Below are 15,653 nucleotides of genomic sequence, written 5' to 3' on the forward strand. Positions count from 1 at the left end.
CTGGCGCCCGCGCCGGTGAGGCGTGCCTGGCTTGAGCTGGCGCGAGCCGTTGGCCAGGGGCCCTGGCGGCAGCGCCCAGCAGCGATCGCTGGGGTTTGGCCCTTGCTGCGCTCCCATCAGGCCCGCGTGGAGCTCTGGGCTGGTGGACGCAAGCTGAGCGAGCTGGTGCTCGAGAACCAGCGCTACCGCCTGGGCCGGGATCCCGCCTGTGAGCTGCCTCTAGCGGAGCCCGGGCTCAGCCGGGTGCACGCCATTCTCGAGAAGCAGCGCCCCAGCGACCGCGAGTTCGCCCTCGAGGATTTCAATTCCGCCAACGGCTTGTTCCATCGGGATCGCCGAATCCGCTGGATTCAGCTGCGCGATGGCGATGCCGTGCGCTTGGGCTCGCCGCTCAAGGGTGAGGCGCCGGAACTGCGCTACCACCATCCCCGCAGCCCGCTCGAGCAGGCTGCCCTGCTGCTGGGGGTGGCGGCCCTGGCCGGCTCCACCCTGCTGGTGAGCGGCATGCTCGTGGCCGCCAGCATTGGCGGTGGCTCAAAGATCCGCTCCATCTCCGGGCCGGTGAAGATCTTTTCGGCCGATGGCCGCCAGATCGATGCCCGGGAGGGATCCTCCACCGCGTTGCCGTCGTTGCAGTCGTATCCGCTGCATTTGCGCCAGGCGTTGATGGCCTCCGAGGAGGCGCGTTTCGGCTGGAACAGCGGCATCGACCTCTTCGGCACCCTGCGCTCTGCCCTGCTGGGCACCGGCGGCGGCAGTGGGCTCACCCAGCAGGTGGCGCGCATGGTGTATCCGGACGTGGGCCGGGATGTGAGCCTGACCCGCAAGCTCAGGGAGCTGTGGGTGGCGCTGCAGCTGGAGGTGGGCTTCAGCAAGAACCGCATCCTCAAGCTCTATCTCGATCGCGCCTATCTGGGCCTCGGCACCGAAGGTTTCGAACAGGCCTCCCAGCTGTATTTCCGCAAGTCGGCGAGCGATCTGGATGTGGGCCAGGCGGCCTTTCTGGTCGGTTTGCTGCCCAGTCCGAATGGCTACAGCCCCTGCAATCTTGAGGACCCCGGAGCGGGGCTGGAGCGGCGCAACCTGGTGCTCAAACTGATGCACGAGCAGGGCTGGCTCAGCGATCAGGCCCTGATCGATGCCCAGCGCCGCCCGCTCAACATCGATCCATCAGCCTGCCGCGAATCCACCTTCAGCAGTTATCCCTTCTTCAGCGACTACGTGCTGGGGGAGCTGGAAGGCACCCGCTTCGGCCTGGATCTCAGCAGCGCCGATGCAGGCGGCAACTACGCCGTGATCAGCACGATCAATCCCAAGCTGCAGCAGCTGGCCCAGGATCAGCTCAAGCGTTTTCTGGAAGGGCCGGCCGCGGCGGCGGGGCTCAGCCAGGGAGCCCTGATCACGGTGAACACCGCAACCGGCGACATCCTGGCTTACGTGGGTGGTGGCGACTACGGCCGCTCCAGCTTTGATCGCGTGCAGGCGCTGCGTCAGCCCGGCTCCACGTTCAAGCTGTTCCCCTTTCTGGCGGCCCTCGCGGCCGGGGTGAGCCCTTCTGATCCGGTGTCGTGTGCGCCGCTGGCTTATGTGGCGGGTTGCCGCAGTGGTGGCGGCAGCACCAGCGTGGCGGAGGGATTGGCTCGTTCCGAGAACGTGGTGGCCCTGCGCCTGGCGGAGCGCGCCGGCCTGGGCAACGTGCTGAAGCTGGCCCGCCGCCTGGGCATCTCCACCCCGCTCGACGCGGACTACAACACGATGCTGGGCGGCCGTGAAACCTATCTCTACGAGCTGGCCCGCGCCTATGCCGTGGTGGCCAATGGTGGGCGCTCCGTGCCGATGCATGGTGTCAGCCGCATCTACGACCTCGGCATCTGCGGCTCGATCAAGAGCCTTGAACAATGCCCTGAGCGGGGCGTCACCGTGCCGATCGGCGAGCAGAGCCGTCAGCTGCTCTCGCCGGAACTCGCCGCCACGATGGATCAGCTCTTGGCTGGGGTGGTGCAGGGCGGCACCGGCCGAGCGGCGGCGCTGGTGCCCGATGCCCGCGGCAAAACGGGCACCACCAATAACGGTGTGGATGTGTTGTTTGTGGGGTACTCGCCTGCCAGCAAGCTGCTCACCGCCATCTGGATGGGCAACGACGACAACACCCCGGCCCAGGCCGCCAGTGGAGCGCTGGTGGCGGAGCTGTGGGGCCGCTACATGCAGCAGGCGGTTACAGCAGTTCCCGGATCCGGGTGATCACGGCCCAGCTCAGCCCCAGCAGCAGACCCCAGCCCCAGCTGCTGCTCAGCACCCGCTGCAGAGCACGGCTGCGTTCATCGGGGTTCTGGCGCGGCAGCTGCCAGCCCAGCTGCAGTGCTCCGTAGACCAGTAGCAGCACCCAGGCGGGGATCTCCAGGCCGGCGCTGCTGAAACGGAAGACCCGCCAATGCAGCAGGCTCAAGCCTGCCGCTAGGGCAATCAAGGCACTGATGGCGCCGGAAGCCCCGCTCCAGCGGCGTGTGATGTGCCATCGCGCGGCACACAGGGCGGCCAGCCCTAAACAGGCCAGGGCTGTGAGGCAGTAGCGGAGGATCACCGACCCCAGTTGCAAAGGCGAATCCCCGAGCAGGATCAGCAGCACGATCAGGTTGAGGATTGCTTCGAGGCCATTGGCATGAATCCAGGCCTGGCTCAGCCATTGCCAGGCCTGCCGCGGCTGCTCGGCCTCTGCGCTGGCAAGCGGCCAATGCCGCTTGAGTGGTTTCAGCGGTCCGAGGCTGAGGGCCTGCAGCAGGGCGAGCACGAGCACCAGCACAACCCCGCCGCTCCAGCCCCAGCCCTCGAAGAGCGCCCGATCGAGTTCGGCTCCAACCCAGGCGAACACCAGCGCACCTGCGGCGGAGAGGGCTAAGCCCGGGCCGAAGCGTTCGAGCTGAAGCCGCATGCTGACGGGCCGTTCAGCAGCGGCAGTTGCCGCGCGCGGACTGGGCTCAGCGGGCGTTGCAGGAGCGGGTGCTGATGGTTGAACAGCGTTGGAGGGCTCGGCTGCGGAGGGATCAGGAGCCGGCAGCTGTCCAGTGGCCGTGTGCAGCAGATCCAGCAGTTCCTGCAGCACAGCTGGTGCATAGGTGGCACGCAGCTGGGCGGTGAGGCTTGCCAGGGCCGATTGCTGCTCGGCACCTTGGCTGTGGAGCACCTGAAGCAGCAGCGGCTGGCTGGCCAGATCGCGGATGGGGCCCCGCAGGCCATCGTTGGCCCCCAGCGCATCCATCAGCCGGTTGGTGAGTGCCCGTGATTGGCGCAGGCCCGCGGGATCCGCCGCCAGCCACCGGTTCAGCTGCTCGCCCAGGTCGTGGCCAACACCCATGGGTTGCATTCCGCAGGCAACAACAAAAAAGCGCCCCTGAGGGGGCGCTGTCGATCATGAATCGTGGCGCTGATCAGGCCTTGCTGGCTTGCATGCGGGCGCGGGCGCGGGCCAGTTCCTGCTGAGCCTTGATCTTGTCGGTGCTGGAGGGCTGGCCTTCGAACTTGGCGAGGGCCGCGGTTGCGGCATCCAGCTCCTTACCGGCGGCTTCAGCGTTGATGCTGCTGCCGAGCTCGGCAGCATTCACCAACACAGTCACCTCGTCGGCATCGACTTCGGCAAAGCCACCCTGGAGGGCGATGGCTTTCCAGCCATTACCCTCACGAACCCGCAGCACACCGAAATCGAGGGCGGTGAGCAGGGAAACGTGGCCGGGAAGAATGCCGAGCTGACCGGTAGTACTGGGCAGGATCACTTCGTCGGCGTTGCCGTCGAAGACGCTCTGGTCAGGTGCCAGAACGCGGAGGGTGAGAGACATCAGTTAAGACTCCGGATCAGCCTTTGGCGTCAGCCTGGATCTTGGCGGCCTTGGCCTTCACTTCGTCGATGTTGCCCACCAGGTAGAAGGCAGCTTCGGGGAGGTGATCGAGCTCACCAGCCAGGATCATGTTGAAGCCAGCAATGGTGTCTTCGAGCTTCACGTACTTACCGGGCATGCCGGTGAAGATCTCAGCCACGAAGAAGGGCTGGGAGAGGAACTTCTCGATCTTGCGGGCGCGATCCACGGTGCGACGGTCGTCTTCGGACAATTCGTCGAGACCCAGAATCGCGATGATGTCCTGGAGCTCCTTGTAGCGCTGCAGGGTGGACTGCACGGCACGGGCGGTGCGGTAGTGCTCGTCGCCCACAACAGCGGGCTGGAGCATGGTGCTGGTGGAATCGAGGGGATCCACAGCGGGGTAGATGCCCTTGGAAGCCAGGCCGCGGCTGAGCACGGTGGTGGCGTCCAGGTGGGCGAAGGTGGTGGCGGGTGCGGGGTCGGTCAGGTCGTCCGCAGGCACGTAGACGGCCTGGATCGAGGTGATCGAACCTTCGAGGGTGGAAGTGATGCGCTCCTGCAGCGCGCCCACATCGGTACCCAGGGTGGGCTGGTAGCCCACAGCCGAAGGCATGCGGCCCAGCAGAGCAGACACCTCAGAGCCGGCCTGCACGAAGCGGAAGATGTTGTCCACGAACAGCAGCACGTCCTGCTTGTTCACGTCGCGGAAGTGCTCAGCCATGGTGAGAGCCGAGAGACCCACGCGCATGCGGGCGCCGGGGGGCTCGTTCATCTGGCCGTAGCAGAGGGCCACCTTCGACTTGGACAGGTCGTCGGGGTTGATCACGCCCGATTCCTTGAATTCCTCGTAGAGGTCGTTGCCTTCACGGGTTCGCTCACCCACGCCGGCGAACACGGACACACCGCCGTGCTCTTTGGCGATGTTGTTGATCAGCTCCTGGATCAGCACGGTCTTGCCCACACCGGCGCCACCGAACAGGCCCACCTTGCCACCCTGGCGGTAGGGAGCCAGCAGGTCGATCACTTTGATGCCGGTCTCGAACACCTTGGGCTTGGTTTCGAGATCGGTGAGCTTGGGAGCTTCGCGGTGAATCGGAGCGGTGACGGTGGTGCTCACGGGGCCCTTCTCGTCAACGGGCTCGCCGAGCACGTTGAAGATGCGGCCGAGGGTGGCTTCACCAACGGGTACGGAGATCGAAGCACCGGTGTCAACGGCTTCCATGCCGCGCACCAGACCATCGGTGCTGCTCATGGCCACAGCGCGGACCCGGTGGTCACCCAGGAGCTGTTGCACCTCAGCAGTCAGAGCCACGTCTTGACCGGCCGAGTTTTTGCCCGTCACGCGGAGGGCGTTATAGATCTTGGGCAGCTTGCCGGCCGGGAATTCAACGTCGATCACCGGGCCGATCACCTGCCGGATGATGCCTTTGGTGCCGGTGGCAGTAGCAGCAGCCATTTATGGGAGAAGTCGCTGGGGACGCGCAGCGGGTCCAGACCCGCTCCGAAGCGGCGCAACCTTACCACTGCGTGCCATCCCTCCGTTCTGTTCGGTAGAGCGACACCAGCTGTTCGGTCAACCGCCCCAGTGGGCGCTTGAACCGCGGTGGGCTGCCCCCATAGCTTGGCACTCACGGCAGGCGAGTGCTAACTCCCTCCGCCGGGCGTCTCGACGCCGCGACCCTGGCAGCGTCTCTGGCGCCATGCCAATGGTTTCGCCTTCTTCATCGCATTCCATCCATGGCTGCTGTTTCTCTCAGCGTTTCCACCGTCAAGCCCCTCGGCGACCGCATCTTCATCAAGGTGTCGGAGTCTGAGGAAAAAACCGCCGGCGGCATCCTTCTGCCTGACACCGCCAAGGAAAAGCCCCAGGTGGGCGAAGTGGTGCAGGTGGGTCCCGGTAAGCGCAACGACGACGGCTCCCGTCAGGCCCCTGAAGTGAGCATCGGCGACAAGGTGCTCTACAGCAAGTACGCCGGCACCGACATCAAACTCGGCACCGACGAGTACGTGCTCCTGTCCGAGAAGGACATCCTGGCTGTCGTCAGCTGAGCGATCGCGCACCGCGAGATCGATTTCCGCTTAACCGTTTCACTATTAACCGTTTCAACAGCGAGATCCGCTTTCCATGGCTAAGCGCATTATTTACAACGAGCAGGCCCGCCGCGCCCTCGAAAAAGGCATCGACATCCTGGCCGAGTCTGTTGCCGTGACCCTGGGCCCCAAGGGCCGCAACGTGGTGCTGGAGAAGAAGTTCGGCGCTCCCCAGATCATCAACGACGGCGTCACGATCGCCAAAGAGATCGAGCTCGAAGACCACATCGAGAACACCGGTGTCGCCCTGATCCGTCAGGCCGCCTCCAAGACCAACGATGCCGCCGGCGACGGCACCACCACCGCCACCGTGCTGGCTCACGCCATGGTGAAGGCTGGTCTGCGCAACGTGGCCGCTGGCGCCAACGCGATCACCCTGAAGAAGGGCATCGACAAGGCTGCTGAGTTTCTGGTCGAGAAGATCAAGGAGCACGCCAAGCCCATCAGCGACTCCAACGCCATTGCCCAGGTGGGCACCATCTCCGCCGGTAACGACGAAGAGGTGGGCCGCATGATCGCCGACGCCATGGACAAGGTCGGCAAAGAGGGTGTGATCTCCCTCGAGGAAGGCAAGTCGATGACCACCGAGCTGGAGGTCACCGAGGGCATGCGCTTCGACAAGGGCTACATCTCGCCCTACTTCGCCACCGACACCGAGCGGATGGAAGCGGTGCTCGAGGATCCCTACATCCTCCTCACCGACAAGAAGATCGGCCTGGTGCAGGATCTGGTGCCCGTGCTTGAGCAGATCGCCCGCACAGGCAAGCCTCTGCTGATCATTGCTGAGGACATCGAGAAGGAAGCCCTCGCCACCCTGGTGGTGAACCGCCTCCGCGGCGTGCTGAACGTGGCGGCTGTGAAGGCCCCTGGCTTCGGCGATCGCCGTAAGGCCATGCTCGAGGACATCGCCGTTCTCACCAACGGTCAGCTGATCACCGAGGACGCCGGCCTCAAGCTGGAGAACGCCAAGCTGGAGATGCTGGGCACCGCCCGCCGCATCACCATCAACAAGGACACCACCACCATCGTGGCCGAAGGCAACGAGGTGGCGGTGAAGGCCCGCTGCGAGCAGATCCGCAAGCAGATGGACGAAACCGACTCCTCCTACGACAAGGAGAAGCTGCAGGAGCGTCTGGCCAAGCTGAGCGGCGGTGTGGCCGTGGTCAAGGTGGGTGCCGCCACCGAGACCGAGATGAAGGACAAGAAGCTGCGCCTGGAAGACGCCATCAACGCCACCAAGGCGGCCGTTGAGGAAGGCATCGTCCCTGGTGGTGGCACCACCCTGGCCCACCTGGCTCCTGCCCTCGAGCAGTGGGCTGCCTCCAACCTGGCCGGCGAAGAGCTGATCGGTGCCACCATCGTGGCTTCCGCCCTCACCGCTCCCCTCAAGCGCATCGCTGAGAACGCTGGTGTGAACGGCTCTGTGGTGGCCGAGCACGTGAAGAACAAGCCCTTCAACGAGGGCTACAACGCCGCCACCGGCGAGTACGTCGACATGCTGGCTGCCGGCATCGTGGACCCCGCCAAGGTGACCCGCTCCGGTCTGCAAAATGCCGCCTCCATCGCCGGCATGGTGCTGACCACCGAGTGCATCGTGGCTGACATGCCCGAGAAGAAGGAAGCAGCTCCTGCCGGCGGCGGCATGGGCGGCGACTTCGACTACTGATCCCGCTCGGGTTCACTGAACCGAACCAATCCGGTCTGATTGATGCATCCAGGGAGGGCTTCGGCCCTCCCTTTTTCGTGTCTGGTGGAAGCCGGGCCTGGGATGGCGGCCGCACCAATGAAGTGTTACGAACGACACGAAATGGCGGCGCAACGGTAGCTTTCGCTACCGAATAATGGTGTGGGCGCGCAGGAAGGTCGCAGCACCTGCTGAGGCGATTTTGCTTCTTTTTGCGGCTGAACCAGCGCAGCATGCAGCCAACAACGGCTTCGTGCTGATCAGTGCAGCGCTGGTGTTGATGATGACGCCGGCTCTGGCCCTCTTCTATGCCGGCTTTGTGCGAAGCCGCAATGTGCTCAACACCATGGTGATGAGCTTTGCTGCCATGGGCTTGGTGAGCGTGCTCTGGGTGCTGTTTGGCTACAGCCTTGCCTTCTCACCCGGCAGTGGCCCCCTGGCGCCGTTCATCGGTGGCCTGCAATGGGCTGGTTTGAGTAATTGGTCGGCCCCTTACGGCGATGGTCAGCTGAGCCACGGCGCCGTGGCGTTCTTCCAGCTCACCTTCGCGATCATCACCCCCGCGCTGATCTCAGGTGCGGTGGTGGAGCGCATGAACTTCCGCGCCTGGATGCTGTTTGTGCTGCTTTGGAGCACCTTCATCTATCTGCCCCTGGCCCACATGGTGTGGGGGCCTGGCGGTTTCCTTGGCCCTGAGGGCCTGGGTGCCCTGGATTTCGCCGGTGGCCTGGTGGTGGAGATGGCCTCCGGCGTGGGGGCTGCGGTGACCGCCGCGGTGGTGGGCAGTCGCCGCAACCATCCCGAGCACAATGCCCCGCCGCACAACGTGCCCTTCATCCTGTTGGGGGCCGGTCTGCTCTGGTTCGGCTGGTTCGGCTTCAACGGTGGCAGTGGCCTGGTGGCCGGCAATCTGGCCTCGCTGGCTTGCCTCACCACCAACACTGCCGGTGCCTCCGCGGCCTTGGGCTGGATGCTGATTGAAACCGTGCAACGCGGTAAGCCCACGGCGGTGGGTGTGGCCACCGGTGCGGTGGCGGGCTTGGTGGCGATCACCCCCGCTGCCGGTTATGTGAGCCCGTTGGGTGCCCTGGTGATCGGTTTTGCAGCGGCCTTCCTCTGCAGCTGGGCCCTCCAGCTCAAGAACCGTTCTCGCCTCGACGACAGCCTCGATGTGCTGCCGGTGCATGGCGTGGCAGGCCTGCTGGGCATCCTGCTCACCGGTGTGTTGGCACTGTCTTCGGTGAATCCTGCTGGCGCCAACGGTCTGCTGGCTGGTAACCCCGCTCAGCTGCTGATTCAGATCAAGGCGGCCGGCTTCACCGCGCTGTGGGTGGGTGTGGGCACCTTTGTGATCCTCCAGGCCCTCCGCATGGTGATCCCGCTGCGGGCCAGCGATGCCGAGGAGCGCCAAGGCCTCGACATCAATGCCCATGGCGAGGAGGCCTACAACACCGAGTTCACGATGTGAGCGTCAGCCCTTGCTGGCTGGTTTGAAGGTGAGCGCGACGCCGTTGTTGCAGTAGCGCTTGCCGGTGGGTTTGGGGCCGTCATCAAAGACGTGCCCCTGATGTCCGCCGCAGCGTTTGCAGTGGTATTCGGTGCGCGGCACGATCAGCTTGAAATCGATCTTGGTGCCGATGGCCTGCGGTAGGGGCTGCCAGAAGCTGGGCCAGCCGGTGCCGCTGTCGTATTTGGCCTTGGAGCTGAACAGGGGCAGATCACAGCCGGCGCAGTTGAAGGTGCCGGCACGCTTTTCGTTGTTGAGGGGGCTGCTGAAGGGGCGCTCGGTGCCTTCCTTGCGCAGCACCTGGTAAGCGGCAGGGCTCAGGCGCCGCTTCCACTCGGCATCGCTGAGGTTCCACTGTGGGTCCGCCGCCGCTGACGCCGCCTCCGCAGCGCTGGCGCCCAGCATCGGGCTGAACAGAGCCGTGAGGCTCGCCAGAAAACTGCGGCGGGGCATCGTCAAGGTGCGGGTTGGAAAGGCTGAGGTGTGATCAGGGTTGTGATCAGAGCTTGAACCAGCCGGCGCTCAGGGCCGTGGCCAGACCAAGAAAGACCGCCAGCAGCGTCCAGGTGATGCGATTCAGCGTGGCCTCGGCGCTGCGGGCACTGCTGAACATGGAGCTGCCACTGGAGGCCAGGCCGCCCATGCCATCGCCCTTGGGGCTGTGCAATAACACGCTGATCATCAGCAGAATGCCGCTGGCCAGCCAGATCCAGGTGAAAACGGTTTGGAGCATGGCGGAAGCCTAAAGGGCCGGATCAGACTCCCAAGGTCTGGGGAATCCTGTTGGGCACAGCCGGGCTGCCGAGCGGCACCACCAGAGATGTGCCGGTCATGCGGGCTGGTTGGGGTAACCCCAGGATTTCGAGCAGCGTGGGGGCGATATCGGCAAGGCCACCGCCGCTGCGCAGCTCCACCGCATTGCCATGGCCAGGCAGTTTCCGCTTTTCGCCTTCCACCAGGATCACCGGCACCGGATTGGTGGTGTGGGCGGTCCAGGGCCGGCCATCCGGGCCTTCCATCAATTCAGCGTTGCCGTGGTCGGCCGTCACCAGCAGGGTGCCGCCCATGCGGTTGGTGGCCTCCAGCAGGCGGCCCACACTTTGATCAACCGTGTGAATGGCATCGATCGTGGCGTTCATTTCGCCGGTGTGCCCCACCATGTCGGGGTTGGCGTAGTTGATCACCACTAAGGCGTAGATGCCTTTGTTGATGGCGGCAATGCAGTGCTCGGTGAGTTGCTCGGCCGACATCGCCGGGGCTTGGTCGTAGGTGGCCACGCGGGGAGAGGGCACCAGGTGGCGGTCTTCGCCGGGATAGGGCTGCTCGATGCCACCATTCATGAAGTAGGTGACGTGCGGATACTTCTCGGTTTCGGCGGTGCGGAACTGGCGCAGGCCGGCTTCCGACACAACCTGACCGAGCAGGCCATCGAGGGATTCCGGCGGGAAAGCCACGGCCACCGGCAAACCGGCTTCGTATTGGGTGAAGGTGACGACGGCCAGGTCGTCGATCTGCTCGCGCTGGAAGTCGTTGAACTCGCTCAGCACCAGGGCACGGATGATCTGCCTCACCCGATCGGGTCGGAAGTTGAAGCACACCACCCCGTCGCCCGGGGCGATGCAGCCGGGATTGAGCCGTGTGGGCTCGATGAACTCATCGGTGATGCCGTTGGCGTAAGCGCTCTCGAGCACCTCCAAGGCGGATGGAGCCTCAGCGGGACCGTCGTTGCAGAGCAGGCGATAGGCCTTTTCGGTGCGGTCCCAGCGGTTGTCGCGGTCCATGGCCCAGTAGCGGCCACAGATGGTGCTGATGCTGCCGACGCCGGCTTTGCGGATCTGGCCTTCAATCGTGCTCAGGTAGCCCGGTGCGCTCTGGGTTGGGGTGTCGCGACCATCGGTGATCACATGCACGCACACGTGCTGGAGGCCGCGCCCTGCGGCCCACTGGAGCAGCCCCCCGAGATGATCGATATGGCTGTGAACCCCGCCATCGGAGCAGAGGCCGATCAGGTGCAGCGTTTTGCCGCTGGCCACCAGGCGGTCGGCTAAAGCGTTGAGCTCAGGGTTGTGATTAATGCTGCCGTCGCGCACGGCCTGGCTGATCCGCACCAGCTCCTGGCGAATCACACGTCCAGCGCCGATCGTGAGGTGGCCCACCTCCGAGTTGCCCATCTGGTCGTCGGGCAGCCCCACATCGGCGCCACTGGCCTCAATCAAGGTATGGGGGTAGGCATGCCAGAGGGCATCCATTACCGGGGTGTCTGCAGCCCGGATCGCGTTGTGGGCGTCGTCGTGGCGATAGCCCCAACCATCAAGGATGCACAGCACCACTGGGGCAACGCCGCCGCGGTGTGACTCGCCTCCGAAACCGTTTGTCGGTTGTTCTTGATCGGTCGACGGTGAAGCTGTCACCCGGGGAATCCTGCCTCTCCGCAACGCCTTCTCAGTCCAACCTACCCTGCGCCTAGGGCTGGTCCAGGCGTGATCCCGTCTGCGTCAGCTTTTGGTCACACCCGCTGATCCCGGTACCATCGGCGCCCGGCAGCGCGTGGATGTACGCCGATCGCATGGAGATCCTCTCGGCCGACGAGCTGGGACGGACGCTCAATCGCCTCGCCTCCCAGGTGCTGGAGAGTGTGGCCGACAGCCAGCAGTTGGTGCTGGTGGGCATCCCCACGCGTGGGGTGGCTCTGGCGGAGGTGTTGGCCCAAAGGCTTGAGGCGCTGTGCGGCCATCCGATTGCCTGCGGCAGCCTCGATCCCACCTTCCACCGCGACGATCTCGCGCGCATCGGCACCCGGCTGGCCACCCCCACCCAGCTGCCTGCCGACCTGGAGGGGCGCGATTTGGTGTTGGTGGATGACGTGATCTTCACCGGGCGCACCGTGCGCGCAGCCCTCGAGGCATTGCAGGCCTGGGGGCGGCCCAGGCGGGTGCGGCTGCTGGTGATGGTGGATCGCGGCCATCGCGAACTGCCAATCCAACCTGATTTCTGCGGACGGGTGGTGCCCACGAGCCGGCAGGAGTTGATTGCCCTTTGCCTCCAGGCGATCGATCAGGAGGAGGGTGTGTTCCTGATCAAGGAAGCCGGTTGAACGGAATTCAGCTGGGCGTGTAATCAGGCCACCGGCTCGAGCTCATCGGAGCGGAAGTGGGCGCGAAAACGGCCAAACGCCACGATCACCGGCATGGTGGGGCTGATGGTGCGCCCCTTGTAGTCGTTGAGCACCTGGAACACCTCACCCTGCTGGCCCTTGAGATCGAAGGCCTGGCCGCGATGCTCGGGATGGTGGAAGACCACCACGCTCTGGCTCACCTGGACCTGATCTCCTGCCTGCATCGAGGGTGATGGCGATGGGTGCCCCATCCTGTCACGCGTGATCAGCGGCGACAGGCGGTTTCAGGGCCAGCCTCCACCACGCGCCCGCCCAGTTCACGGCAGGCCGCGCTGAAAGCCTGCCAGTCGTCCATCCCCTGGGCCAGTTTCTGGGTGATCAGGTCGTTGAGCCGTTCAGCCGGCACGTTGGAGCTCAGGGAGCCGCCGTGCACATCGTGCTCGCGTTGCTCTCCGCTGCGCAGACCCTCGATGCCCTGTTCCACCTGGCGGCGCAACGGCGCCGATTGCTGCTTCCACCAGGGGTGTTCGATGCGGTTGAGCGCATCGAGGGCTTCCCACCAGCGCTTCTGCGGAATCAGTTGCTCCGCCCGCTGTTTGAGGAACTTCTGGCGGTTCCAGTCTTCGCTGAGCTGATCGCCCAGGGCGGTGCCGCCGGCGTTGTGGGCGGCATTGAGAGTGCTGAGCAGTTTCAGCGCTTCTTCCAGCCGGCCCTCGCGATAGAGATTCAGCGCTCGTGTTTCCAGCTGTTGCTGCCAGCTGAGGAGCTGCTGCTGATCCGCAGGCGTGCTGGTGCCTGAGTTCACCAGCTGCAGTTGCAGTTTCAGCGCTTCGGCCCAGGCCCCCTTGCGCCAGAGCTCTTCAGCCTTGAGGCGCCGGCAGCGGCCTTGCTCCAGGGGAGCCTTGCCACCCAGCCAGCGCAGTGCGGCGAGTTGTTCGCCGTAGCGCAGGCAGTCGTCGAGGCGGCCTTGGGCAGCGGCCTGCTCGAGGCGCTCCGGCAATTGCTTCTCCCACCAGTAGGCCGAGCCCACGCCGGCGGCCACCAGGCCAAGGGTGAGCACCAGCCAGAAACGCGGGAGCCGGTGCCGGCGGATGGCCAAGGGGATGCCCGATCAATCCATCCGTTCTATGGATCGATGCTCCCTGGATCACCCGATCGGGTGCAGCCCTGCAGCCGTCACGTCAGCGCACGCTGCCTAGCCGTTGCTGCGGCACAGGTTGATCGTTGGTCAGATCACGTCCTTCCACGGTTAGTTCACCGCGGCTGTTGATGGCAAAGCGGAGCTCCAGCCGATCGTTTCCCGGTTCACCGGCAGGTGTGAGCGGAATCCGAGCGGGCTGTTCAGCCCAGGCTTGCACCGCTGCCGTGCCGGCGCTCTGGCGCCGCAGCACCGGCAGACCGTTCACAAACACCACCTCGCTGCGTTCTTCCGCCTGGGGTTCACCCAGCACGAGCTCCAGTTCTGTTTGTTGGGGGCGGCTGCAGCCGAGGCGCAAGGTCAGGGGCTGTTCGCTGGGCCAGGGTTGACCGGGCAGGAACAGCGGATGCCAGCGGTGCTCGGCGCTGCGCTGGTCCCAGCAGCGCAGGGAGACTCCGCGCTGCAGCACATCTTTCACGCTGACGCCAGGGGTGAGCCGCAGCGCCCCCAGGGCCACCGCCTCCACAGGGCGCTCGAGCCGCAGCGGCACCTGGGGTAATCGCTCCTGCAGCCAGGCCCGGATCAGCGGCAGCCGGCTGCTGCCGCCAACGGGCAGCACGGCATCGATCTGCTCTGCCTCCACGCCGCAGCTTCTGGCTGCGGCCAGCACCTGCTCCAGTAGGTCATCGAGCAGCGCCACCAGCTGCCGCTCGTGCAGCAGCTCCTCCAGCTGGCGGCGGCTCAGGCGCAGTTCGAGGGGCCGTTCACCAGGGCCTGGGCTCCACAGAGCCAGCGCCTCTTCGGTATCGCTGAGCTGGCACTTCAGCCGCTCGCAGCAGTGCAGCAGGGAGGGGGTTGTGGGATCCACTCCCACCAGGGCGCCGCCTCGCTCCACCTGATCAGCGGCGATCCAGCGATCCAGATCGCGGCCCCCCAGGGCCAGGCCCGCTTTGCCCAGCACCCGGGCGGTGCGCAGGCTCTGACGGCTGGCACTGAGATCGCGGCCGCCGAAACGCAGCAACTGGGCAATGGGCGCCGCCTTGCCCTCGCCTCCTTCCAGGGCCACCAGCGACAGATCGGTGGTGCCGCCGCCCACATCAATCACCAGCACCCGACTCCCCGGCGGCAGCCCTGCGCCAATCGCCGCTGCCGTGGGTTCATCCACCAGGGCAATCTCCGGCACCTGCAGCTGGCTGGTGGCCTCGAGCAGCCACTGGCGATAGCCCCGGTAACTGTCGATCGGGGCCGTGAGCACGAGCCGCTGGGGCTGCAGCTGCTCCGGCAGGCGCTGCCAGATCTGCTCCAGCAACAGCTGGCCGCTCTGCTCCGGGCTGAGCCAGCCGCCCTGGGGTTCCGCCTCAGTGGCTGAGGCGCTGCCGGCGCCGATGCGGCGCTTGAAGTCGCGATGCAGGCCGGCTCCGCCCTGCTCGAGCAGGCCGGCTTCGATCACCTGCCGGCCGATCAGCGGCTGGCTTGAGCTGGGCTCCTGCAGCCAGATCAGGCTGGGCACCACGCTGGGCTCGCTGGAGCTGATCGGTGCCAGATCGAGCAGCGTGGCGGCGACATCGCCACTGCCTTGGTAAGCCACCACGGTGGTGGTGCTGCCCAGGTCGATGGCAAGGGTGCCGGCCACGGATGAAAGCTGAAGGGAACACAACGCCCCTGAGCGTGGCGCAGTCTTCGCCTGCATGGTGAGACCAGTGGGTCTCCAGGAGGCGGGAGGGGCGATGGAGCGTGTGATCCAGGCCGTGTTGTCCTTCTATCGAGAGGATCCCGAGCTGTTGCGGCGTCTGGATCCGCTGCGGGCCTGCCGGGTGTCCCGCGGTTGGAGTGGCCTGCGGATCGAATGCCGCGACTGTGCCCACCGGGCCATGGTCTGCCGGGTGGTGGGGCTGTTGCGGCCTCCCCTGGAAGCCCTGGCGCTGGTGCGGGAAATCCGCTTGCTGGCCCCTGGTGCTGAGCCCCTGGTGTTCCCCGTGAGTGTGCCCTTGCCGAGCAGCCTCCTGGCCTACGATGAATCCATCGGCGATTAGTTCATGTATCTCGGCGTTAACGTCAGCCCCAAGGAGCTCGCTCAGCGCGCCGAGAGCCTCGTTCGGCACTCCAGCAACCGCTATCTCACAACCGTGCGGATCGCCTTCCGCGCCAAGCAGCGTCGCTTTGATGATTTTGATGGTCTGCTTGAGGATTCGATGGTGAAGCCCGTGCAGCGCGCCATCATCGAGCTGAGCGACGAACAAGATCAGCCTGACCTGCTGCCCGGCTGA

The 15,653-nt window shown here is 65.5% G+C and carries 16 protein-coding genes; 7 read left to right on the forward strand and 9 right to left on the reverse strand.

Features of this window, described 5'->3' with window-relative positions:
• The first annotated feature begins 15 nt into the window (after window positions 1-15).
• The gene (locus tag H9532_RS13260; protein ID WP_296369302.1) at window positions 16-2,241 is read left to right on the forward strand and encodes a transglycosylase domain-containing protein; all 2,226 of its coding nucleotides are present in this window, start codon (window positions 16-18) and stop codon (window positions 2,239-2,241) included.
• Here the strand turns inward: H9532_RS13260 and H9532_RS13265 are convergent.
• The 3 genes from H9532_RS13265 to atpD form a co-directional block, all read right to left on the reverse strand.
• Window positions 2,216-3,352, reverse strand: coding sequence for a rhomboid family intramembrane serine protease (locus H9532_RS13265; protein ID WP_296369304.1), 1,137 nt, complete (start codon window positions 3,350-3,352; stop codon window positions 2,216-2,218). The two genes, H9532_RS13260 and H9532_RS13265, sit on opposite strands and share 26 nt — an antisense overlap.
• A 73-nt stretch (window positions 3,353-3,425) precedes the next feature.
• Entirely contained in the window at window positions 3,426-3,830 is a 405-nt protein-coding gene (gene atpC / locus H9532_RS13270; protein WP_296369306.1) for an ATP synthase F1 subunit epsilon, read from the reverse strand.
• A 16-nt stretch (window positions 3,831-3,846) separates the two neighbouring features.
• On the reverse strand, window positions 3,847-5,307 hold the full coding sequence (gene atpD / locus H9532_RS13275; RefSeq protein ID WP_296369308.1) for a F0F1 ATP synthase subunit beta: 1,461 nt from the start codon (window positions 5,305-5,307) through the stop codon (window positions 3,847-3,849).
• A gap of 281 nt (window positions 5,308-5,588) precedes the next feature.
• On the opposite strand from atpD, the gene groES reads away from it, so the two are divergent.
• From groES to H9532_RS13290, 3 genes are all read left to right on the forward strand, one after another.
• Window positions 5,589-5,900 carry a co-chaperone GroES gene (gene groES / locus H9532_RS13280; protein ID WP_296369310.1) on the forward strand — a complete coding sequence of 104 codons (312 nt, stop codon included), beginning with the start codon at window positions 5,589-5,591 and terminating at the stop codon, window positions 5,898-5,900.
• Window positions 5,901-5,976: 76 nt separating this feature from the next.
• The gene (gene groL / locus H9532_RS13285) at window positions 5,977-7,608 is read left to right on the forward strand and encodes a chaperonin GroEL (RefSeq protein WP_296369312.1); all 1,632 of its coding nucleotides are present in this window, start codon (window positions 5,977-5,979) and stop codon (window positions 7,606-7,608) included.
• A gap of 220 nt (window positions 7,609-7,828) precedes the next feature.
• On the forward strand, window positions 7,829-9,094 hold the full coding sequence (locus tag H9532_RS13290) for an ammonium transporter (protein WP_296369314.1): 1,266 nt from the start codon (window positions 7,829-7,831) through the stop codon (window positions 9,092-9,094).
• Window positions 9,095-9,097: 3 nt separating this feature from the next.
• Here H9532_RS13290 and msrB read toward each other — a convergent pair whose 3' ends face one another.
• From msrB to gpmI, 3 genes are read right to left on the reverse strand one after another with little or no spacing between them, the layout of a single operon-like run.
• Window positions 9,098-9,586: a peptide-methionine (R)-S-oxide reductase MsrB gene (gene msrB, locus H9532_RS13295; protein WP_296369576.1), complete on the reverse strand. Its 489-nt coding sequence runs from the start codon at window positions 9,584-9,586 to the stop codon at window positions 9,098-9,100.
• Between the two features lie 46 nt (window positions 9,587-9,632).
• Window positions 9,633-9,866, reverse strand: a complete 234-nt coding sequence (gene secG, locus H9532_RS13300; RefSeq protein ID WP_296369317.1) for a preprotein translocase subunit SecG — start codon at window positions 9,864-9,866, stop codon at window positions 9,633-9,635.
• Between the two features lie 22 nt (window positions 9,867-9,888).
• Window positions 9,889-11,463 carry a 2,3-bisphosphoglycerate-independent phosphoglycerate mutase gene (gpmI, locus tag H9532_RS13305; protein WP_296369319.1) on the reverse strand — a complete coding sequence of 525 codons (1,575 nt, stop codon included), beginning with the start codon at window positions 11,461-11,463 and terminating at the stop codon, window positions 9,889-9,891.
• 221 nt (window positions 11,464-11,684) lie between these two features.
• Between gpmI and pyrR the strand changes: the two genes are divergently transcribed.
• On the forward strand, window positions 11,685-12,227 hold the full coding sequence (pyrR, locus tag H9532_RS13310; protein WP_296369321.1) for a bifunctional pyr operon transcriptional regulator/uracil phosphoribosyltransferase PyrR: 543 nt from the start codon (window positions 11,685-11,687) through the stop codon (window positions 12,225-12,227).
• A gap of 23 nt (window positions 12,228-12,250) precedes the next feature.
• On the opposite strand, the gene H9532_RS13315 is transcribed toward pyrR, so the two are convergent.
• From H9532_RS13315 to H9532_RS13325, 3 genes are all read right to left on the reverse strand, one after another.
• Window positions 12,251-12,472, reverse strand: coding sequence for a ferredoxin-thioredoxin reductase variable chain (locus tag H9532_RS13315; RefSeq protein WP_296369323.1), 222 nt, complete (start codon window positions 12,470-12,472; stop codon window positions 12,251-12,253).
• A 41-nt stretch (window positions 12,473-12,513) separates the two neighbouring features.
• Window positions 12,514-13,347 (reverse strand): hypothetical protein, encoded by an 834-nt coding sequence (locus tag H9532_RS13320; protein WP_296369325.1) that lies wholly within the window; start codon window positions 13,345-13,347, stop codon window positions 12,514-12,516.
• A gap of 82 nt (window positions 13,348-13,429) precedes the next feature.
• Window positions 13,430-15,019 (reverse strand): Hsp70 family protein, encoded by a 1,590-nt coding sequence (locus H9532_RS13325; RefSeq protein ID WP_296369327.1) that lies wholly within the window; start codon window positions 15,017-15,019, stop codon window positions 13,430-13,432.
• Between the two features lie 94 nt (window positions 15,020-15,113).
• Here H9532_RS13325 and H9532_RS13330 point away from each other — a divergent pair, with 94 nt between their 5' ends.
• A complete protein-coding gene (locus H9532_RS13330; RefSeq protein WP_296369330.1) occupies window positions 15,114-15,419 on the forward strand; it encodes a hypothetical protein in 306 nt (101 codons plus the stop codon).
• Window positions 15,420-15,422: 3 nt separating this feature from the next.
• Complete coding sequence (locus tag H9532_RS13335) at window positions 15,423-15,653, forward strand: DNA-directed RNA polymerase subunit omega (protein WP_296369333.1); 231 nt, start codon at window positions 15,423-15,425, stop codon at window positions 15,651-15,653.

The sequence above is a fragment of the Vulcanococcus sp. Clear-D1 genome (assembly GCF_014654725.1).
Classification (GTDB): Bacteria; Cyanobacteriota; Cyanobacteriia; order PCC-6307; family Cyanobiaceae; genus Vulcanococcus.